The following is a 20,627-nucleotide window of genomic DNA, read 5'->3' as shown; positions in this document are numbered from 1 at the left end:
GTCCACCTCCAACTTAGTTTATTATCATAGTAGAGTATATTCTAACTATAGGATCTCTCCTTCCCATTGCGTTGATTATAGATGAATCTTGAATGACCAATCGTTTTAGCAACTACTATTTCTTGTTCTTTATTCGGATATATTCTAAATTTATTGGCTTTATATTTGAGCATACGAGTTTATTTTTTTCTGGTTTTATCTATATTTTCTAATTTGTTCTTTTTTTGTATTTACACCAAACAAGATAAGATGAAGTAGAACTGACGCGTCCGTACTGGATTTCCGAGATACAAAAGCCCCCCATAAAAATATTAACATACGTTTTAGTGACTATCCATTTAAGTAGGTATTTTAATAAAATGATTTGGAAACGCCAATATTTTTTGTAACTTGAAAAGTAATCACCCTACTCCATATCGTTAAATGAATCGAGTGGTTATTATTTTTAAAAAACCTATCATTGAATCAAAACTACGCTTAGGCAAAAGATTGCTTTTTAAAGTTATGCTACGAGCTTGTTCGTAGCATTTCAGTTCTCTATTCGAACAAAGAATGCTTTTTCTGACTTATATGTAAAAAGTAGCTATTTTTTCAAACATTAAAGCTAAATTGGTGATTAATCTTTTTTTGTGGAACCCATCACTCAAAAGAAGAAGTAACATGTACAAAACATGATTCTTTCCATGTACTTAGATTTCAATATTCCATATACTTAAACATACGCAAAAAATAAAACTATTTCCGAGCATACAAGTATGAAGGACTTGCATGAATCACTATTATAAATTTATCACAAAAAAATACCCTCAAACAATGTACCACTTAAAACAATAACTTTATTTTATCACCCATTCTGCACAATCAGTTACTGTATAAAGTACATGTTGGCCAACCTTTTCACATTCGCTTGTTGAAATAATTTCTTAGTGATTTTCTCTTTTCAAAAGTTCATAAATTGTTGAATAATCGAACAATTTTTTAGTACAGTTTTTTTTCAGTTTGAGTTTTCACCACTTGTTCATGAAAAAAGTAGGAAATAAAATGCACATTTGGCTATACTCGTTTAACTAGAAAAAAATGACCGAAAGAACCTTAATGAGATTTGTAGGTTCTTCCGGTCAGAACTGATCAATACTTAAATGTATTGATGAAATAGTTGTGTTAGAACAGGTAAAAAATAGATGATGACCATCGCGATAACCACCATGATCAATTGTTTGCGCTGTTTTTTACGTTTCAACATACTACTTGTCTTGTGTAAAAAATAAGTAGCGCCCTTTGCTATTGCTGTCAAAGTAGATAAAATCAATGTTGGGGAATAAGCTGTCGGGTCTTGTTTGATCGACAATAATTTTGTCCCATACTCTGGGTACTTAAGTAATGCTTGATAGATAGCAACGATCATGATCGCTCCCATAAAATAGTTTAAAAATGAATGAACTTTTTTCAAATGGTAAAACTCCTTATTTCCCTAATGATTTTATTTGCTCATGTATTGGTAGTGCGGCTTTTACGTACTATCTGAATGTGAATCACTTTATGACTCTTTTTTTGTGTCTGCTGTTTTGTCCATCCAGGGAAATGAAAAACCGATCGTGAGATCATCTTTCAACACTAACACGGCATCAAATTTGCCTTTTTTACCTGTGAAGCCTTTGATAACTTTGCTGGTTTTCCCTTTAGCCAATAGTTCTCGCAAATTTGTTTTTGTTAATTTCTTTTTCGCGATCGTTGGCCACAGTTTAAATTCACAAGCTGGATTTGTACAAGTTGCCACTTTAGGATACAACATGATGATCCCTTGTTTGCACTTAGGACATTTTCCCAACTGATCATTTTTCTTCTCCATTGCTTTGATTTGTCTTGTGCCAGCGATTTCTTTTGACAAGTCGACCTTTTCGATTTGCTTTGGAACAGATTCCAACAAATGGAGAATGAATTTTTTGATGTTTTCGAGGAACACTTCTGGCGTTCCCTCACGATTACCGATTTTTCTGAGATATCCTTCCCAACGGGCTGTCATCTCTGCACTGGTCAATAGCGGCTCGTCTGTTACAGCCTTACATAAAGTAATCCCTTTAGCAGTCACCGTGATTTCATTCTTGTTGACTTCAATATAGTGACGCTGCTTTAAGTTTTCGATGATATTGGCTCGCGTTGCTTCTGTACCGATCCCCTCTACTTCTTTCAATATTTCTTGTGCCTCTTCATCATCCAGTGTTTTGCCCGCTGTTTTCATGGCAGTGATCAGCGTACCTTCGTTGTAAGGTTTAGGCGGTTGTGTTTCTTTTTCGATACTCGCCAAATCAACTTCAACGACTTCATCTTTTTCAACTACTGGCAATTGTTGGAGGTCTTTCTTTTTATTTTTTGTTTCTAAAATAGCCTGCCATCCTTTTTTGACTGGAATTCTACCAGTACTTTTCAATCGTAAATTTTCTACACCTGTCTGAATAACTGTTTCTTCATAGATGTAATTTTCAGCAAACATGGCGATCGTAGTTCGTACGACTTGAAGATAGATTGCTTGTTGTAAACGAGATAATTTAGCAAAACGTTCCTTTGAAGGAATCGTCTTTGTTGGAATGATTGCATGGTGTTCTTGCACTTTCTTCGCATCAACATACCTTTTCTTCGCATAAGTATCGGGCGTTGGAACATTTTCGATACCTAAAAATGTTTTATACTTGACAAGGTTTCTTACTAAATACTGGTGTTCATTTTCCGTGATGTAAAAAGAATCTGTTCTAGGATAACTTAAAAATTTGCTTTCATATAATCCTTGGACAGCATCGAGAGTCGCTTTTGCGCTTGCTTTCATCAACTGATTCATTTTCGACTGCAAACTTGATAGAGAAAATAAACGTGGACTGCTGAGCTGTTTCTCTTTTTTTGATACGTCTAAGATTTTTCCAGGCTGTTTCCCTAGATGTGCCCCTAACCGTTCGATTTCTTTCACTAACTCTTCTGATGTCTTGAAGCTTTTCTTCGGGTCCATCTTCCCAATGAATCGTCCATTTTTAGAAACGATTTTCGCTTCACTTTCAAAATAAGGTTCTTTTTTGAAGTTTCTGATCGCTTCTTGCAGTTGATAGATCATATAAAGCGTTGGAGTTTGGACACGCCCTAAAGAAAAACTGCCATCGATCCCTTTTTGTTGCAGTAACAAGCTATATAAAGGACTGCCATTCATACCAATCAGCCAATCCGCATTTTGTCTTGCTTTTGCTTCTTTATATTTAGAGAAATAATGCTCCCCCGGTCTAAGTTGCTTGAATCCTTCATAAATCGCTTCTTTTTCCAGCGAATTGATCCATAAACGAAGGTATTTCTTTTCTTTCGTGAATGCTTTTGCCTGTATGATGATCGACCAAGCAATTGCTTCTCCTTCACGATCCCCATCAGTTGCAATGATGATCGTATCTGCAGATTGAAGCTCTCTTTTTACGATTGAGAATTGCTCACGTTTATCCGCAGGTACTTCATATCGAAATTCCTCGGGGAAAATCGGTAAGTTCGTCAAAGACCATTTCGCCCAACGCTCTTCGTAAGCACCAGGAGGCAACATATCGACTAGATGACCGAATCCGTAAGTGATCGTAACTTCACCAGTGAACAAAGGATCAGCGATTTCGTAATACCCTGGATGACGTTTCCTTTTCTTGAACGTTTCAGCATATGCTTTTGCTTGAGAAGGCTTTTCAGCTAGAATGACTGTTTTCATTGCTTCTCCCTCCGTTATCTCTGCCTTTTTTCAGACTTCTTTATTATGGAATAAACATTCGCATCTGACAATAAGAAAATCGTTTTCTTGTGAAAAAAGGTAGCCTGATCTTTCCGATTCTCTAAAAATAAACCCGAATAGTCTGAAATTAACTGAGTATTGCCAGTCCTCAAAAATCAGCTTGCTGAACCTCTGTTTTGAGTTACATTTACTATCTTTGAGATGATTTGATTTCTTAGCTATCATTAAAACAAGCGGACGAGATAAAAGTAACCATCACTTTCATCTCGTCCGCTCAATTCGTATAAACGATTTTACTTTATTTACTTAAAAATTCACTGATTGCCGATTTATTTGCCTCATTATCAATAACTAAAATACTTCCTGCATACTCGCTATTTCCGTAATTCCAAGAACCGTCTACAGGAACACTTAATCGATCGATCCCTCCTGCTCCACGAGCAATCGAGAAAAGATTTTTGGCAATGAACAGCGCAGTAACATCTGTTGACGTATAACCGATTACTTTACCAGCCGCATAAGGCGCACGAATAAGATTCAATGGATTTTTCAACTGACTAAAAATAGCGTTCATTACTTGCTGTTGTCTTCTTACTCGACCAAAGTCCCCTTCTTCATCCATTCTGAAACGAGCATACTGAAGAAGGACGTGTCCATCCATTTTTTGGACTCCTTTTTTGATATCCACTCCATCAAGATTTAGATCTTTTTCCGCATCGATTTTAACACCGGTCATAAACAGTGCATCGATTACTTTCTCAAAAGATTTGAAATCCACTTTTGCGTAATACTGACAGTCGAGCCCAAAGTTTTCTTTGAGTGTCTGTCTTACAAGGTCTGCGCCACCATAAGCATAAGCAAAATTGATCTTGTTTTGCCCGACGCCGGGGATCGTCACAAAACTATCTCTCATAAAGGAAATCAGTTTAGGTTTATGGGCAGGTCCATCTAATTGTAAGACCATGATCGTATCTGCCCGTCCAGCATCTTCTCCTCGCGTATCGCTACCTAGAATCAAGATATTATGGGCCCCACTCGAAGATTGGACACCATTAAAAGTTTCCGTCGTTGCACTTTCAAGACTTTTATCATGTTCTGCAACAAACTTGCCAACAAAGAACGAACCAATCGAGTAAATAAGAAGAAAGAAAATGATTCCTAGTACAATTCTTTTCCAGGAATGTTTTTTTCGTTGTTTCGGTGGTTTTATCCCTTTGTTACGGTGGAAGAAGCCTTTTTTCTTAAAAGTAGACTCCTCTTGTTCAGTTGCTTTTTGATAGGTGTAGGGTGTTGATTGCCGCTGATGTGCCGCCTCTTTCTCATCAAACCTGTTGGAAGATTCCTGATGATTTTGATAGATACGTGTAGCATCATCTTGTTCAACATATTTTTCTTTTTTTCGTTCTCTTCTAAAGATACTGCTTGAATCGTCTTTAAGAGGTTTTGCTTTTTTATGGATGTTCTTATAGCGATCCATCCGACTCATGTTCGTTCCTCCTTGTTTCATATATAATTAAAGAATACGATATCAAGGAATCAAAAACACTGAAAATGACAACAATTTAATAAAAAATAACGAAATCAGTTCTAAGTATTCTCTTCTTTGATTTTTTTCATGGCGTCTGTCATGATCTTGACTTCCTTCATCATCCGTAGATAATGTTTTTCATTCAATGATTGCGGGCCGTCTGACCAAGCATGAAGCGGGTCAGGATGGATCTCAACGATCATGCCGTCTGCTCCACTTGCAACTCCAGCTCTAGCCATTGAGGAAACGAGGTCCCACACGCCTGTCCCATGACTAGGATCTACGATGATTGGAAAATGACTTAATTTTTTGATGACTGGGACTGCGCTAAGATCGAAAGTATTCCTTGTAGCTGTTTCATATGTCCGAATGCCCCGTTCGATAAAAATGATTTTTTGATTTCCTTGAACAGCAATGTATTCAGCGACATTCAACCATTCATCAATGGTTCCAGAGATACCACGTTTCAATCCAATCGGCTTGCCCGTTTTCCCGACTGCTTCTAATAAGCGAAAATTCTGCATATTACGTGCACCGATCTGCAAAATATCACTGTAGTGCGCCACCATGTCGATATGTCCTTCATCCATGACTTCTGTGATCACCTGCATCCCACATTCATCTGCTGCTTGGCGAATGTAGCGGAGTCCTTCTTCTCCTAGACCTTGAAAAGCATAAGGAGAAGTTCTCGGTTTAAATGCACCACCTCGTAAGATCTGCGCACCATCTTTTTGGGCCATTTTCGCCGTTTCCCGTATCTGCTCTAAACCTTCAATGGAACAAGGGCCTGCCATCGTTACAAAATTCCCAGCCCCGATTTTCACACCATTGACATCTACGACTGTATCTTGAGGATGAAAGATACGAGAAGTTAACTTATACGTATTCGTGATCCGTTCTACACTTTCTACTCCTTCATAACGTAGAAAAGCTACATCTTGGATCAACCGTGCATCTCCAACCAATCCAAGGACTTGTTGTTCCTCTAACTGGTTCACTTGGACAGTTAGTCCTTCTTTTTCGACTCGTTCAATGACTTTACGGACTTCACTATTGGTTGCAGATTTCTTCATTATAATGATCATTTATCTTCCCTCGATCTTTTCTCTCACTAACTGTACTGGCATTTCTTTTTGTGTCCAGAGTTCAAACGCAATTGCCCCTTGATGGATCAGCATCCCTAAACCATTGTATCCTTTAGCACCAATCTTCTTTGCTTCTTGAAGCAGTCTTGTTTCTTTAGGAGAATAGATCAAATCAAATACTGTTAGATCAGAATATAACAATCCGACATTCGCAATTGGTAAACTGTCTTTTTTTGTCCCCATCCCGATATCCGTCGCATTCACTAATACATCCGATGACGCGAGATCTTTAGCAAGCTGATCTTCATCCGCATAATCCCACACATGGATCAGACACCCTGTTTGAGTTGCGACCTGATCGAAATAACTCTTCAAAGGTAGAAAAGTCGCATTTTTTCGTTTATAAACAACGATTTCCCGCGCGCCTTCTAAAGCCATTTGGACAATGATTGCTTTTGCAGCACCACCGGCTCCAAGAACAGTAATTTTACGATCTTCGATTGAATGGCCAGTTGCTTTTACAGAACGTACGAAGCCCATCCCATCTGTATTATAACCAATCAAGCGGCCTTCGCGATTCACGATAGTATTCACTGCTCCAATCAATTTGGCTTCAGGACTTAATTCATCTAAATAATCAATCACTGCCGTTTTGTTTGGCATCGAAACATTGACACCTAGCATAGAAAATGTGCGGATACTTGCTACCGCCTGTTCAAGACTTTCTTGATCGACATCAAAAGCCAAATAGATGGCATCAACACCACAGGCTTCAAAAGATGTATTGTGCATCATTGGCGATAAACTATGTGAAGCAGGTGAAGCAAAAAATCCGGCCAATTTTGTTTTTCCAGAAATCATGACGTTCCTCCTTTTATACAAACTGCCATCAGATGTCATCGTTCGTATGAGGAGTACGATGACATGGATGGCAGTGAATCATTTCAGGTAAAATTATATAAGGTAGCACACATCTGTACCCTAAGAAAGTCAAAGTCCAGATGACTTGACGTACTGCCTATCAACTAAATAAAAGTAATTAGTCTAATACTTCTTCAAAGAATTGTAATAAGTCGCTCATGGAAAGTTGTGCTTTTTCCTCTTTCGTCAAATCTTTAACGATACGTCCTTTTTGTAATACGATCAAGCGATTCCCGTAATTCAACGCATCTTCCATACGATGAGTGATCATCAAGCAAGTTAACTTTTGTCCCGTGATCCGTTCATTTGTTAGTGTCATCAGCTGTTTCGCTGTTTTAGGATCTAGTGCAGCGGTATGTTCATCTAATAACAACAATTCAGGAGCTTCAATAGTTGCCATCAAAAGGCTCAATGCTTGACGTTGTCCACCTGAAAGCTCTCCAGCCGGGGTATCTAGATGTTGTTCCAATCCATTTCCTACCTCTTGACATAATTTGAAGAATTGTTCTTTTTGGTTCTTTAAATTGCGCAAACGGAATTTTCGCTTTTTTCCTCTATTTTGAGCAAGCAATAAATTTTCAGCAACGGTCATTCGAGGGGCAGTCCCCATCTTTGGATCTTGAAAAACACGTGAGAGAAAAGCAGCTCGTTTTTCTTCTGGGTATTTGGTAATCAGCTGATCTTTAAAAGAAATCGTCCCTTGGCTGAGTTCCAACGTGCCTGCAATGGTATTGAAAAGTGTACTTTTTCCTGCACCGTTTCCACCAAGTACCGTGATGAAGTCTCCTTCATTGATTGTCAAATTGATATCTTCTAGTAATATTTTTTCTTCATGCATCCCATTACTAACTACTTTTTTTCCATTTTTGATCGTGATGATTGCTGTCATAACTAGACCTCCTTTTCGAATCCAGTTTTAAGATTCAAAGCTTTCTTCATTTGTGGAATCATCAAACAAATTGCTAAGATGATTGCTGAGAACAGTTTTAAGTATGTCGTGTCAAATCCAAGTTTGATAACGATCAAGATCAACAGCTGATAGATGATGCTGCCGACCACAATAGCAATCAGACGCTCTGCTAATGTCAATTCTTGGAAAATCACTTCGCCAATAATGATAGAAGCTAAGCCAATCACGATCACGCCAATTCCTTTATTGACATCCGCGTAGCCATCATTTTGGGCAATCAATGCACCTGATAATGCAATCACACCATTTGATAGTGTCAATCCTAAGATCTTCATACGATCAGTCTTGATTCCCAGTGAACGTGCCATTGTTTCATTATCCCCAGTTGCAATATAACCTTGACCTAAATCTGTATTGAAGAAGAAGAGTAAAACACTGATCAAAATGCCTAAAGCGATCAAACCCAGTAGAACAGTATCAAAATAGTCCGGCAAGTGTAGTCCTTTAAATGTATCTTGTAAAATCGGATGATTCAACAATGATAAATTAGGTGTTTTCATCACAAAGAGAATGACTGAATTCAAACCTGACATCACTAGAATCCCTGCAAGGATTACTGGAATCTTTCCTTTTGTATAGAGAAGACCTGTGACCAATCCGGCAACCATACCTGCAAGTACGCCTAGAATCGTTGCTAAAATCGGTGTGACTCCATAAGTGATTGCTGTTACACAAACTGCTCCGCCTAGTGGAAATGAACCTTCTGTCGTCATATCAGGGAAATCAAGAATTCGATACGTCATGAAAATCCCCAGACCTAAAATTGCCCATAACATCCCTTGTGAAATTGCTGATACGATCATTTTTCATCCTCCTTTGTTGACGTTTCTGTTGTGTCACTCGAAACGATTTTCGCATTTTTCTTTAATTTATCTGGGATCGTTATCCCTAAGAGTTCCGCTTGTTTTTCGTTGATGATCGTATCTCCTTTATCAAAAACGTAAACAGGTGTTAATGCTGGTTTTTCTTTACCTGTTGCTAACGTTGCTGCCATTTTTCCACTTTGTACGCCTAAATCATATTGGTTGATGCCGATCGTTGCTAATCCACCTTGTTCAACCATCGTATCAACAGATGGAATAACTGGTATTTTTGATTTGTTGGCTTCCTTCACTACTGTCTGCATAGCGTTCGCAATCGTATTGTCCAAAGGAACATAGATGAAGTCGACTTGTTGACTCATGACTTGGACTGTCTGAGCAATTTCATTTGTTGATGGAACAGCATATTTTACAGAAGTCAATCCTTCTTTTTTAGCCGCTGCTTCTGCTTGGCTCACTTGATATTTTGAGTTATCTTCAGAAGAGGCGTAAAGAATCCCGATCTTTTTCGCATTAGGTAAAATTTCTGATGCCAATTTGATTTGTGCTTCTACAGGGGGTTGATCCGATACACCTGTGATATTTCCACCTGGTTTATCAAGGGATTTCACTAACCCTGCACCCACGGGATCGGTCACAGCACCTAATACTAACGGAATCTTTGTCGTCACATTCGCTAAGGATTGCGCTGCTGGTGTCGCGATTCCAACTAATACATCAGGGTCCGCTTGAACCAGTTGTTGACTCATCGTTGCTAGTTTGCTTTGATCTGCTTGACCGTTTTGGAACTTGATTTCAAGATTTTTTCCTTCTTCAAGGCCCGACTGCTTCAATCCATCTTTGATTCCTCGATAAATCTCGTCTAATGCTGGGTGGCTCACATATTGTAATACCCCAACTACTGTTGTTTTTGTTGTTTTTTCTGCTGATTCTGTGGAAGAATCATTTATTTTTTCATAAATGAATGTTCCGGCTAAATAAATCATTATAAGTGCTACTACTGTTATCAATCGCTTATTTTTCATTTTCTTTCCCCCCATGAACTCCTTAATGACTAATTATTCAAGATTAGTTTACATACGAACTTACGAAAAAAAGACAATTACCTAGACGGCAATTGTCTTTTTACATACAAAAAACCGCATAGACGTTATCTATGCGGTAGTCAAATTTCTTGTCTAGCATAGATACAAATTTTAGATTTGTACTCTAAAAAGTTGTATCTACGGTAAAAGTTCGCCATCAATACAACTTATCTACGCCAGTTACGCCAAGCTTGATTCGTTACTGCTAAAAATTGGTTTGATAAGTTCATTGTGGATCACCCTTTCCTTAATAATTGATATCAGTCTAATCGAATTTATCCTATACGTCAACTACTTTTTACAATTTTATTTTTGATCTTCTCAATTATCATCAGTTGAGCGAGTGGTTGTATTTGTTTGATCCTCAGTTATTTTTGTCGAGGCGGACTCTGATTTTGCCATTTCATCCTCTAGTTTTTTGATATTTGCTAACGGAAGTCGGTTCAATTCTGGAATCATTTCTTGTGCTAACTTTGCTTGATTGTCCTTTTTTTCTATCGTCAATCGATTTGCTTCTTTGCCGTCTTTAAAAAAGATCACCGTGGGTTTCTCCTGATTGATCTTATATTTTTGTTCTGTTTCCTTTATATCGTAAATAAGCGGATAAAAATAGATCGGCCGATTCAATTCTTCCATTTCTTTTGGATCATTAAAAATTGCCAATAACATTTCATATTGCTTACCCTTTGGTACACAGAACATCACAGAAATTGCTTTATTTTCAGCAATCGTCTTGGAAGCGTCACTTAAAACTAAAGGTTGCAGTTTGGTAGATGTAATATCTGCATAGACTAAACTATCGATTTGTTCCTCTCTGATTTTTTCTGGAAAAACAAACATCATGATGGTAAGCATCCCAGAAAAAAACAATACCAACAGTACTCGGGTAAAATATGTTGTTGGATTCTCTGCAAAATCTGCAGCAAAATGAGTATAACTTGCCTTGATTCTTTTGCCCAATTCTTCAATCATTGCCAAGCCACTGTCACCTTCTTTTCATCTTTTCTTTTATTATAGCTAAAAACTGCCAAGATATGAAAAGAAACCTTTACTTTTTTTACTCTTCCTCCATTTTGTTTAGAGAATCTCGTTTTTTATGCCTACACTTTGCAAATTGGTCTTTCTGCCTTTTTTTCGTTATAATAGAACTACTTATGAAAAGAAATGAGGAATGAACCATGTCCTTCGATGGAGTATTTACCCATGCAATGGTCAATGAATTGCGTGAAACTCTACTGTCTGGTCGAATCTCCAAGATCCACCAGCCTTATGAAAATGAAATCATTTTAGTTATCCGCTCACGCGGTAAAAATCATCGCTTGTTATTGTCCGCTCATCCTAGTTATGCACGCGTGCAAATCACACAAATCGACTATCAAAATCCCGACAATCCGCCTAATTTTGTCATGATGCTTCGAAAATATTTAGATGGTGCAATTTTAGAGGCGATCGAACAAATCGATAATGATCGAGTGATCCATTTCCATTTTTCTAAACGAGATGAACTCGGAGACCTGCAAAATATTGTGTTGATTGTTGAATTGATGGGCCGTCACAGTACGATCGTTTTGGTCAATAAAGAAACAGGTAAAATCTTAGATGCGATCAAACACATAGGAAGCTCTCAAAATACCTACCGTTCATTGATTCCTGGAGTTGAGTACGTTTCACCTCCCGAGCAAGAACAACTTGATCCGTTTAGTGCAGACAACGAAAAAATCTTTCATCGTCTCTCACAAAACGAGCTTTCACCAAAAGCGCTCCAGCAACAATTTCAAGGACTTGGTTTTGATACCGCACAGGAACTAGTCGCACGTTTAGCAAAACGACCAAATGAAAAAATGCTCGTCTGGCAAACGTTTTTTTCCACTGTAGAAAAGGAACTAGCTCCTCATTATTATGTAGTAAAAAATAAAGATTATTTCACACCCATCGCCTACGACTATTTTGCAAAGTCAGCCACTTCTGAAGAAACATACGACTCCCTCAGTACATTGCTTGATGCTTTTTATCATGAAAAAGCTGAAAAAGATCGTGCAAAGCAACAAGGTGGCGAACTGATCCGAAAAATCGAGAATGAATTGAAACGAAACAAAAATAAACTAAAAAAACGAGAACAAACGCTGAAAGATTCTGAGAATGCGGAAAGTTATCGTAGAAACGGTGAGTTGTTGACTACCTTCATGACACAGGTTCCAAGAGGCGCAACAGAAGTAACGCTGCCTAACTATTATGAAGAAGACCAACCAATCAAAATCAAACTTGATCCTGCACTCTCGCCTAATCAGAACGCACAAAAGTACTTCCATCGCTATCAAAAACTGAAAAATGCAGTCAAATTGATCGGCCAGCAAATCGAAGAAGCCAAAAGCGAGATCGATTACTTAGAATCTGTCCTCTCTCAATTAGAGATTGCTGGGCCAATGGATATCGAAGTAATCAAAGAAGAATTAACAGCTGAAGGTTATCTAAAAAAGAAGACACAGAAAAAACAAAAAAGAAAAAAACCTTCGCAACCTGATCAATACCGTTCCTCAGATGGCACATTGATCCTAGTTGGAAAAAACAATTTACAAAATGATCAGTTAACGATGAAAACCGCGAAAAAGACGGATTATTGGCTCCATGCAAAAAATATCCCAGGTTCACACGTTATTATCAAAAGTGATCGACCCACAGATGAAACAATCACACAAGCAGCAGAATTAGCCGCATACTTCTCAAAATATCGTCACTCGGCTCAGGTACCTGTTGACCTTGTTCAAGTCAAACATATCCGTAAACCAAATGGAGCAAAACCAGGATTCGTCATTTATGAGAATCAAAAAACGATCATCGTGACACCTGAAGAAGAAAAGATCAATCAACTAGAAAAAGAGTAACGCTTATCCAAAAAACGGCTGAAACAAAAGTAACTCCGAAAGATAAACCAAAGGAGCTACGTCTGTTTCAGCCGTTTATTCGTTTTTAAAACGCGAAGTAGGATGTCTCTTACTGTTGATACACACTCGTTGATTTTTCATACATAGAAGCAAACATGTTTCCAATCCATCCTTGAAATATAGTCTGTGGCACCACTTCTTCTAAAATTCTCCATACACAAGAAAATAAGCTCAATCAAGTGCTTCTCTTCGACGATAGTCACTTGGAAGAAACTATTAACCTGTACCTTTGAAACGTAAAATTTTTTCCATGATGATGCCGTATACGAGCAGCAGAATAATCGGGAACAGCACTACCCAGATGTTCAACGGTAGATCAATACTCTCATTTATATGAAAAGTAGTCGCATTCGTGTCGAACACTTTCGGATAAATTGTCAGAATGATATTTTTCAAGTCAAATCTCCCTAATATCGGTAAAAACAGGGTATATGTACTTAGTACAAATAGGCTCACTAACATATTTTTTGTAACTAGAGTAAGATAGAACATAATCAAAAGATAGAACAGGCTATTTCCTAAAACAAAAAGGATCTGATAGAGTGAATGATGCATAAAAGAGAGTTGATTTATGCTGTCTAACTCTATCAAGGAAATTACTTCCACTGGGAATAACCAAGGCGTCAATAGCTGTAACATGACGAAAACCATAATTGAAATAAGTAATACGCTAGTCAGAGTTACCATACTAGCGATTAGTTTCGACTGGTTGATCTGCCACTGCGAACAGATTGTTCGATGCACTTTGTTCGTTCCATATTTTATTTCTGCATTTGCGATAACAACTCCGTAAATACCACTTATAAAGGGAAAAATAATAAAAAACGAAGAAGACAATAATTGGTTGATTCCGTTTTTAGGTAACATCGCTACTAAACTTGCTTGATATGCCATAAAATAGTATTTTGTAGGATTATCGATTATTTCTATATTTTTAGAACGTTCTAAACGAAAATCTCCTTCTAACAGTTGAGTAATGTTTTCACCATTTGCTACAGCATCCTCCACTGCTTGATAAAAACTGCCTAAATGGCTATTCACCAGATTTCTTTGGGATAGATACATCATTGCAGTCACAAAAAATCGAAATCACTAAAAAAATCAAATAATTTTTTGACTTCCATTGATAATGCAGTTCACTCAGCAACAACGCCACCTTCTTCTACGACAGCAAATAATGTACGCACTTTGTGTTCCGGTACAACTTCGATCGTTTTATTTTTCACCCATAAATGCTCATCACAAAGCTTTAAATACAGTGATTCATGCCCACTCATTATTATCAACGTTCCTTGTTTCTTTAAATATTTTAACGTCTTGAAAAGAAGCAATCGATTCATTTTATCCAATCCATTTAGAACTTCATCTAACAAGAGAATTTTAGGATGGAGCAATCTCACAAGTAGTAAAGCCAACATCTTTCGTTCGCCTAAAGAATAGGTTCTTACACGTGATTTATACAGCAATCCTTTCGATAAGTACGAAGACTCTAATTTTTCTATCTGAAATCGTATATTTTTATTTTTTGTAAAGAAAACCAGATTATCCAGTCCAGTCAAATTTAAAAAAAATGGCGTATCATCAAAAACACAAAATATACTAGATGCTTCTTTATCGATCATTCCAGCAAATTTTTCTTGTCCCAATATACAATGGAACAAGGTCGTTTTGCCAATACCATTTTCCCCATAAATATAGTAAGTTACATTTTGATAAAAAGTGAACGAAACCTTTTCAAAAAGTACTTTCCTTCCAAAACTCTTTGAAAAATCACTCAGCTTCAACATTCTATTTTCTCCTTGTTTTAATACCAACTGCTACCACCATTACTATGCACTCCATAATGATCTGTATAATCATAATTATAAATTTTGATATCTCCCCATGGCGTAACCGTGCCAGCTCCAATTGTCTTTTGACCACGCCATTTATGTGTGGAATTAGTCGTACTATACCTGCTTATTCCTTTTTTTCTAACAATATTTGGAAAGACCCACCCAACTTCCTGACGTCCACTGCTACTAGTCACTCTTCCACCACTATAGTTAAAACTGATGATATCCTTTGACCACATCAGTGCACTTCCACGATTAAAACTTACTGTTTTACCTGCACGCATTTTTTGTTCAACAGTGTGCGAGGTTTGTTCAGTAAAATTTTTTATTAAATCATTAACTTCTGTTGGTGGAACTTCTATATTTTGGCTATTAGCAATAGTTTCTGTCACTTCTTGTATAGTATTCTCTGCTGCATGAGAACTTAAAGGATTAAGAATATTAGTTCCTAATACTAGTAACCCTGTCAACATGATATATCTTGCTTCATTTGAATATTCTCCTTTATTTATAAAAAGATTATTTTTATAATTCGAAAATAGCAGCTATTGGCCAGTCTAACCTGATTATTGAGTCTTTTCCGTAATATAGTAATCACACTCAGTGAAAATTATGAATTCAATCCTCCTCTCCTATTAGTCCTTCATTAAATAAAAATAACACATCAAATTTTGTTACAGGCAATTCATAGCTTAGCCAACAACAGACTATCTACCGCTTATTAAGTCCACAATACTCTTTATAATAAGTTTATCTCACAACGAATTAAAAAAGCATCGGTACATTGTGTAAAATTCTATATTCTATATTGTAAATTGCACAATATACGGATTCTCAATTAAATTTAAATACAGTAAAATAGAATGGATACATCCAAACTACACGTTTCATAAGGAACTCATTCTCTTCGTGATTTTGCCAACTTTAGTAGCAAAAAATGAAGGACTTTGCTATTCCTAAAATGAAAAGCATACTTACATACAAATCAACGGCCTAAGTACTACATTTATGATTCCAATCGATGAGGAGTGATCTAGCCATATGCATATTATTTTATTTGATGATCATACACTTTTTGCCCAAGCGATGCAGTTTTCCTTATCCACTTATTTTGAACAATTTGATATTTTTTCAGAAAAGGTTGATATTTTAAAAGTTATTATTAAGAATAAACCAGATATTGTTCTGTTAGATATCCGTATGGGTAGTGTCAACGGATTAGTTGTCGGAAAAGAAATTATGGAACAAGTCCCACATACCAAACTAATTTTTCTTTCTGGTTATGATTTACAAACCTATCGTAATGAGGCATTCAAGATAGGCGCAAAAGCCTTTATAAATAAAACTGCTTCCCTAGATGAATTGATCACCAAAATCAAATTTATTTCCAAAGGTCATACACTCTTGTCGCCAAATCAATCGATCGCAAATAAAATCACGGATAGAGAATTGGAAGTCTTGAAACTAGCAGCTACTGGACAGACACAGCATGAAATTGCCAAAAAATTATTTATAAGTCGCCGTACTGTCAATTCCCATATCTGCTCTATCAACAGTAAATTAGAAGTGAACTCAACAGTATCTGCCATCATCAAAGGGCTTGAACTGGGGCTGATACAGATTAAAAGTTAGCGTCCTCCACCTATCGATAACTACACCACAGCAAAAAATCAACCACCCAACATAGATAAAAGATCCAATCCCTTTCCTTACTGAATGGTTGTTTTTAGCCTCGTTCCCTTTTCGCATCAAAAAAGAGCCATCAAGAAGAGGTTGGGACAGAAGTGTTTAACTATGAGAATTTCGGCTTATTTAAGAAGGAGTTGCTTCTGCTCCCAGCGTCTATTCATTTTTAAAGAATGGGACAGAAGTGTTTCTTACTTTTGTCCCACGTTCTTTTCGAATACAAACGTTCAAGAATTCGATGCGTGTAACAAAATAACTTTTCTTTTGTATTTTCCCCATAGCTAAGTTGTCACCTATTAAATTCTTTTTCCCATTCAAAGCGAGCGGATTCCTCTAAACTTTTTGGGCAATGACTACACCATGTTGGAACACAAGATGATTCGACCCTATCCATGCTTGGTGTATAGGTTTTGATATCCAATGCGTGTTATTCTTGGCATCAATGCAAGGAAGATGAATGACTCATAGATGCTAGAAGCAACTATTGCTCTTTATTCAAATGGATCTCTTTGAACTCAACAATACTGGTTGAAACCAAAGAACGAGCAAAAACACCGATATCTCGTAAAATTTCAGACATTCTTTATTCTCCCACTGGCAAATAGTAGACTTCCAACCCTAAGACTTGGATCATTTTTTCTAGATCCGCCACTTTCACGACCATCGTTTGATCAGGTCTTCCAGGTGCAAAGACGATTTTTTGATGGGAAAGTAATTCTTCATCAATGATTACAGGTACATGGAACGTATAGCCAAACGGAGAAACAGCACCTGGTTTTTGACCTGTCAATTCTTCCATTTTCTCTGCAGAAACAACAGAAACTCTCTTGCCGATCAGCTTGCCTATCTTTTTGAAATCGCTTTTTTTAGTGGCAAAGGTCAAATAGATGTAATAGTTGTCTTTCTTATCTTTCAAAAAGAGGCTTTTTGTTTCTGTTCCAGTAAATCCTTGCTCTTTTTTCACGACTAGTGCATCTTCATTCGTATAAATCACCCGGTGGCCATATAGTTCAAAAGGAATATTTTCTTTTAAAAATTTGTCTTTTAATGAAATCACAGCACTCACTCCTAGAAAAAATTGACAGTTTTATTTTTTAACCGTATTTCTTTTTTGTAGAAAAGTCAACAATTATACTAGGTCTTTACTATCCTTTGATATAGCAAAAACTACTCTCCAAAGATGAAAAGAGTAGTTCAAAAAAACCATTGATTATTTTATTGTCCTATTATCGGGGGAGCCATCATTTTTACTGTACTTGAAGAGTTTTGCGTTAGAAAGTTAGCTGTACTCCTTAGCTAAAATCTAAAAAGCGGGAATATTTGAACCTTTTGAATTATTTTTGATGTAATCTGCTACTTCTTGGGTAGTCATTGCTTTTTTTAGTACCTTGATTTTTTCACTGTCTTTTTCACCTTCACGCGTAACGAGTTGCAATGCGTAATGTTCACTTGCTTCTTCATCTTCTAATAGCACCGCATCTTTTGTCGTTAAACCAGCGGGCTCCAAATAAGCAGGATAACAAAAGACCATAGCGATATCTTTTTCATCATAGGCTTTTACTAAATTCAATAAATCAATGCTTTCGAATGTAAGATTTTTAGGATTTTTCACAATATCAGCTACTGTCCCATCAAACCCTACACCTTCTTTTAATGTGATTACTCCATTTTTAGCAAGGATTGCCAATGCGCGGCCCTCATTTGTCGGATCGCTAGGTATCCCTATTTTGGCATTTTGAGGTAACTCATCTGCTGATTGATATGACTTAGAATAAAATCCTCCAGAGAAATAATAAATCGGTTGAACAGCTACAAGATCAGCTTTCTTCTCTTTATTGAACATCTCCATAAAAGGTTCATGCTGAGCGAAGTTCGCATCTGCTTCATCATGTTGGACGGCATCATTATATGCGACATTATCACTAACTTCCATGATATTGATTGTGTAGCCTTCTTTTTCAGCTGTCTTTTTCGCAATTTCTAAAATATCTTTTGATGATTCTAACTGGACAGCTACCGTAATTTCTTTGTCTTCTTTCCCCTCTTTACCTACACCACAAGCAGCCAATACCACAGTTACAAGAGTAGCCAATACAATCAGATAAACCTTTTTCATTCTTTTTCCTCCTATTTTCGTTTGTCTAGTGTTTGGGCAATGAAATTACCGAACATTTGTAAAATGAAGACCAACGCAATCATGATCACGATGGCGACATACATCATACCGTATTCATAACGCTGATAACCTACACGTACAGCAAAATCGCCAATTCCGCCACCACCAATGACTCCCATAACAGTAGAATAGGAAACCATACTGACGGTCGTGGTCGTATAAGCCAATACTAATCCACTACGTGCTTCAACTAATAAAAAATACCAAATATATTGTAATCTGGATGTTCCTAAGGAGTTAGCCAGAGTACCAATCTCTTTTGGCACATCTAATAGTACTTGCTCGACTAACCGAGCAAAAATCGCAATTGCTACGATACTCAATGGAACGGATGAAGGAACAGGACCAAATGCTTTCCCTAGGACAGAACGTGTAACTGGAATCAAGGCAATCACAAATAATAAATACGGAAATGAACGGACAACTGTAACAAAAAAATTGAGTAACCAATACAGCCATGGGTGATGACCTTTCAATTTTGGATTTGTCAGAAACAAACTCAAGCCTAATGGTAAGCCGACCAAAAGACAAATCACCATTGAAATCGACATCATGATCCCTGTTTCCTTCAAACTTGTTAGCAATGGGGGCAAATACTCCATAAAACTAGTATGTGTCAATGGTCAAGCCCCCTTTTTATCTTTTCAAAATAAGTAAGATTTTCCTCTTCAAAGTATTCGGGATTGTTGGATAATTCGCCAATCAGTTCTCCATGTTCCATGACAAGAATCCTTTGACAGAGGCTTTTGACTGTTTCAAGTTCATGACTTACAAAGAAAATAGTCGGTTGAAACGCTTCGTGCGTTTTTTGCAATAGGCGTATAACGCTTTCAGTATTTTCCTCATCCAATGAACTGGTCGCCTCATCACATAATAGGATACGAGGATCTCTACTTAGTGCTCTGGCAATCGAAACCCGTTGCTTTTCTCCTCCAGAAAGATTGGCTGGGTAAGCTTGCGCTTTGTGGTTCATATCAACAAAGTCTAATAATTGTGCAAGTTTATCCTCATTGACTCTTTTTTGTAATTTCAAAGGTAATGCCACGTTTTCGTATACGCGTAAATTATCCAATAGATTATAATTTTGAAAAATCATTCCCATCCGTTGTTTTTGCTGGCGACGCTCATTTCTTGTGAAAGTTTGGCTATCTATGCCATCAAACAGTATTTTTCCTGAACTCGGGTCCTCCATCAGATTCAACAAGCGAAGCAGTGTAGATTTTCCCGAGCCGCTTTTCCCAACGATCCCAATAATTTCTCCTTCTTCGACAGAAAAATCAATCGAGTGCAATGCTTGGGTATTTTCATATCGCTTAGAAACATTCCTCAATTCAATCATGGCAACTCTCCAATCTAAGGTTATAACACCTCTAAAATCTGTTTGATAATAGTAAAAAAGTAACTACTAATTCAGTTGAAAATTTCTGATTAATCAATGAAATAATGAAAAATCGCCATTTTATAGCTATATATTCCCTTAAAACCAAAAAAAAAGCAATATTTTTACTCAGTTTATGAGAAAAATCTGTTTTTAGAACTGTACTAATTTTCACTTGTCGTATTTTCCTCCTTTTTCACTATTTCATATACTAAAATGAGGTCGAGACAAAAGTCGTTTCGATTTGAGAAATTGGAGAGAAAAGAGCGTGGGACAAAAGTAAGAAACACTTTTGTCTCATTCTTTAAAAACGAATAAACGGTAGGAGCAAAAGCAACTCCTTCTTAAATAAGCCAAAATTCACGAAAATTTGAAAAGCAAATTTCGTGAATTTTGGCTTATTTCTCGAAGTTAAACACTTCTATCTCAGCCTCTTTTTTGAAATTTCCGAAAAA

General features: G+C 37.0%; 19 protein-coding genes and 1 pseudogene. 2 read left to right on the top strand and 18 right to left on the bottom strand.

What is annotated here, in order from left to right; genetic code table 11:
• Positions 1 to 41: 41 nt before the first annotated feature.
• The 10 genes from IGI47_RS07765 to IGI47_RS07720 all read right to left on the bottom strand — a co-directional run bounded on the left by IGI47_RS07765 (position 42) and on the right by IGI47_RS07720 (position 11,127).
• Positions 42 to 173, bottom strand: coding sequence for a helix-turn-helix domain-containing protein (locus tag IGI47_RS07765; RefSeq protein ID WP_311930000.1), 132 nt, complete (start codon positions 171 to 173; stop codon positions 42 to 44).
• Between the two features lie 962 nt (positions 174 to 1,135).
• Positions 1,136 to 1,450, bottom strand: coding sequence for a hypothetical protein (locus tag IGI47_RS07760; protein ID WP_005876031.1), 315 nt, complete (start codon positions 1,448 to 1,450; stop codon positions 1,136 to 1,138).
• An 87-nt stretch (positions 1,451 to 1,537) separates the two neighbouring features.
• On the bottom strand, positions 1,538 to 3,724 hold the full coding sequence (topB, locus tag IGI47_RS07755; protein WP_438783852.1) for a DNA topoisomerase III: 2,187 nt from the start codon (positions 3,722 to 3,724) through the stop codon (positions 1,538 to 1,540).
• A 319-nt stretch (positions 3,725 to 4,043) separates the two neighbouring features.
• Positions 4,044 to 5,231, bottom strand: coding sequence for an LCP family protein (locus IGI47_RS07750; RefSeq protein ID WP_438783851.1), 1,188 nt, complete (start codon positions 5,229 to 5,231; stop codon positions 4,044 to 4,046).
• Between the two features lie 101 nt (positions 5,232 to 5,332).
• Complete coding sequence (gene aroF / locus IGI47_RS07745; RefSeq protein WP_438783849.1) at positions 5,333 to 6,358, bottom strand: 3-deoxy-7-phosphoheptulonate synthase; 1,026 nt, start codon at positions 6,356 to 6,358, stop codon at positions 5,333 to 5,335.
• Positions 6,359 to 7,219 carry a shikimate dehydrogenase gene (locus IGI47_RS07740; RefSeq protein ID WP_438783848.1) on the bottom strand — a complete coding sequence of 287 codons (861 nt, stop codon included), beginning with the start codon at positions 7,217 to 7,219 and terminating at the stop codon, positions 6,359 to 6,361. It abuts the gene before it with no gap.
• A gap of 178 nt (positions 7,220 to 7,397) precedes the next feature.
• A complete protein-coding gene (locus IGI47_RS07735) occupies positions 7,398 to 8,168 on the bottom strand; it encodes an ABC transporter ATP-binding protein (RefSeq protein ID WP_005876041.1) in 771 nt (256 codons plus the stop codon).
• Between the two features lie 2 nt (positions 8,169 to 8,170).
• The gene (locus tag IGI47_RS07730; protein ID WP_005876043.1) at positions 8,171 to 9,052 is read right to left on the bottom strand and encodes an ABC transporter permease; all 882 of its coding nucleotides are present in this window, start codon (positions 9,050 to 9,052) and stop codon (positions 8,171 to 8,173) included.
• Positions 9,049 to 10,095 (bottom strand): tryptophan ABC transporter substrate-binding protein, encoded by a 1,047-nt coding sequence (gene trpX / locus IGI47_RS07725; protein ID WP_438783846.1) that lies wholly within the window; start codon positions 10,093 to 10,095, stop codon positions 9,049 to 9,051. Before trpX ends, IGI47_RS07730 begins: the two co-directional genes overlap by 4 nt.
• 381 nt (positions 10,096 to 10,476) lie before the next feature.
• On the bottom strand, positions 10,477 to 11,127 hold the full coding sequence (locus tag IGI47_RS07720; protein ID WP_438784454.1) for a hypothetical protein: 651 nt from the start codon (positions 11,125 to 11,127) through the stop codon (positions 10,477 to 10,479).
• A 206-nt stretch (positions 11,128 to 11,333) separates the two neighbouring features.
• On the opposite strand from IGI47_RS07720, the gene efbA reads away from it, so the two are divergent.
• On the top strand, positions 11,334 to 13,037 hold the full coding sequence (gene efbA / locus IGI47_RS07715; RefSeq protein WP_438783845.1) for a fibronectin-binding protein EfbA: 1,704 nt from the start codon (positions 11,334 to 11,336) through the stop codon (positions 13,035 to 13,037).
• A 276-nt stretch (positions 13,038 to 13,313) separates the two neighbouring features.
• Here efbA and IGI47_RS07710 read toward each other — a convergent pair whose 3' ends face one another.
• From IGI47_RS07710 to IGI47_RS07700, 3 genes are all read right to left on the bottom strand, one after another.
• On the bottom strand, positions 13,314 to 14,138 hold the full coding sequence (locus IGI47_RS07710) for a hypothetical protein (protein ID WP_438783843.1): 825 nt from the start codon (positions 14,136 to 14,138) through the stop codon (positions 13,314 to 13,316).
• 95 nt (positions 14,139 to 14,233) lie between these two features.
• Positions 14,234 to 14,884, bottom strand: a complete 651-nt coding sequence (locus IGI47_RS07705; protein WP_438783842.1) for an ATP-binding cassette domain-containing protein — start codon at positions 14,882 to 14,884, stop codon at positions 14,234 to 14,236.
• A 17-nt stretch (positions 14,885 to 14,901) separates the two neighbouring features.
• Positions 14,902 to 15,405: a hypothetical protein gene (locus IGI47_RS07700; protein WP_438783841.1), complete on the bottom strand. Its 504-nt coding sequence runs from the start codon at positions 15,403 to 15,405 to the stop codon at positions 14,902 to 14,904.
• A gap of 568 nt (positions 15,406 to 15,973) precedes the next feature.
• Between IGI47_RS07700 and IGI47_RS07695 the strand changes: the two genes are divergently transcribed.
• The gene (locus tag IGI47_RS07695) at positions 15,974 to 16,564 is read left to right on the top strand and encodes a response regulator transcription factor (RefSeq protein WP_311929988.1); all 591 of its coding nucleotides are present in this window, start codon (positions 15,974 to 15,976) and stop codon (positions 16,562 to 16,564) included.
• A gap of 637 nt (positions 16,565 to 17,201) precedes the next feature.
• On the opposite strand, the gene IGI47_RS07690 is transcribed toward IGI47_RS07695, so the two are convergent.
• The 5 genes and pseudogenes from IGI47_RS07690 to IGI47_RS07670 form a co-directional block, all read right to left on the bottom strand.
• The gene (locus IGI47_RS07690) at positions 17,202 to 17,675 is read right to left on the bottom strand and encodes a YbaK/EbsC family protein (RefSeq protein WP_438783839.1); all 474 of its coding nucleotides are present in this window, start codon (positions 17,673 to 17,675) and stop codon (positions 17,202 to 17,204) included.
• A gap of 246 nt (positions 17,676 to 17,921) precedes the next feature.
• Positions 17,922 to 18,734 carry a MetQ/NlpA family ABC transporter substrate-binding protein gene (locus tag IGI47_RS07685; protein ID WP_438783838.1) on the bottom strand — a complete coding sequence of 271 codons (813 nt, stop codon included), beginning with the start codon at positions 18,732 to 18,734 and terminating at the stop codon, positions 17,922 to 17,924.
• Between the two features lie 11 nt (positions 18,735 to 18,745).
• The gene (locus tag IGI47_RS07680) at positions 18,746 to 19,396 is read right to left on the bottom strand and encodes a methionine ABC transporter permease (protein ID WP_376716936.1); all 651 of its coding nucleotides are present in this window, start codon (positions 19,394 to 19,396) and stop codon (positions 18,746 to 18,748) included.
• A 14-nt stretch (positions 19,397 to 19,410) separates the two neighbouring features.
• On the bottom strand, positions 19,411 to 20,133 hold the full coding sequence (locus tag IGI47_RS07675) for an ATP-binding cassette domain-containing protein (protein WP_438783837.1): 723 nt from the start codon (positions 20,131 to 20,133) through the stop codon (positions 19,411 to 19,413).
• Positions 20,134 to 20,476: 343 nt separating this feature from the next.
• A pseudogene (locus IGI47_RS07670) lies at positions 20,477 to 20,593 on the bottom strand (DUF3788 family protein); the annotation flags it as partial.
• Positions 20,594 to 20,627 lie beyond the last annotated feature (34 nt).

The sequence above is a fragment of the Enterococcus sp. AZ191 genome (assembly GCF_051713845.1).
Classification (GTDB): Bacteria; Bacillota; Bacilli; order Lactobacillales; family Enterococcaceae; genus Enterococcus_B; species Enterococcus_B durans.
The sequence above is the reverse complement of the archived record's forward strand: the minus strand, read 5'-3'. Positions and strand labels throughout refer to the sequence as shown.

Coding starts and splice junctions, on each gene's coding strand:
- IGI47_RS07695 (WP_311929988.1), top strand. CDS start 15,974: ATGCATATTATTTTATTTGATGATCATACACTTTTTGCCCAAGCGATG.
- IGI47_RS07685 (WP_438783838.1), bottom strand. CDS start 18,734: ATGAAAAAGGTTTATCTGATTGTATTGGCTACTCTTGTAACTGTGGTA.
- IGI47_RS07740 (WP_438783848.1), bottom strand. CDS start 7,219: ATGATTTCTGGAAAAACAAAATTGGCCGGATTTTTTGCTTCACCTGCT.
- IGI47_RS07705 (WP_438783842.1), bottom strand. CDS start 14,884: ATGTTGAAGCTGAGTGATTTTTCAAAGAGTTTTGGAAGGAAAGTACTT.
- IGI47_RS07700 (WP_438783841.1), bottom strand. CDS start 15,405: ATGTTGACAGGGTTACTAGTATTAGGAACTAATATTCTTAATCCTTTA.
- IGI47_RS07735 (WP_005876041.1), bottom strand. CDS start 8,168: ATGACAGCAATCATCACGATCAAAAATGGAAAAAAAGTAGTTAGTAAT.
- trpX (WP_438783846.1), bottom strand. CDS start 10,095: ATGAAAAATAAGCGATTGATAACAGTAGTAGCACTTATAATGATTTAT.
- aroF (WP_438783849.1), bottom strand. CDS start 6,358: ATGATCATTATAATGAAGAAATCTGCAACCAATAGTGAAGTCCGTAAA.
- IGI47_RS07680 (WP_376716936.1), bottom strand. CDS start 19,396: ATGGAGTATTTGCCCCCATTGCTAACAAGTTTGAAGGAAACAGGGATC.
- efbA (WP_438783845.1), top strand. CDS start 11,334: ATGTCCTTCGATGGAGTATTTACCCATGCAATGGTCAATGAATTGCGT.
- IGI47_RS07730 (WP_005876043.1), bottom strand. CDS start 9,052: ATGATCGTATCAGCAATTTCACAAGGGATGTTATGGGCAATTTTAGGT.
- IGI47_RS07720 (WP_438784454.1), bottom strand. CDS start 11,127: ATGATTGAAGAATTGGGCAAAAGAATCAAGGCAAGTTATACTCATTTT.
- IGI47_RS07750 (WP_438783851.1), bottom strand. CDS start 5,231: ATGAGTCGGATGGATCGCTATAAGAACATCCATAAAAAAGCAAAACCT.
- IGI47_RS07765 (WP_311930000.1), bottom strand. CDS start 173: ATGCTCAAATATAAAGCCAATAAATTTAGAATATATCCGAATAAAGAA.
- IGI47_RS07675 (WP_438783837.1), bottom strand. CDS start 20,133: ATGATTGAATTGAGGAATGTTTCTAAGCGATATGAAAATACCCAAGCA.
- topB (WP_438783852.1), bottom strand. CDS start 3,724: ATGAAAACAGTCATTCTAGCTGAAAAGCCTTCTCAAGCAAAAGCATAT.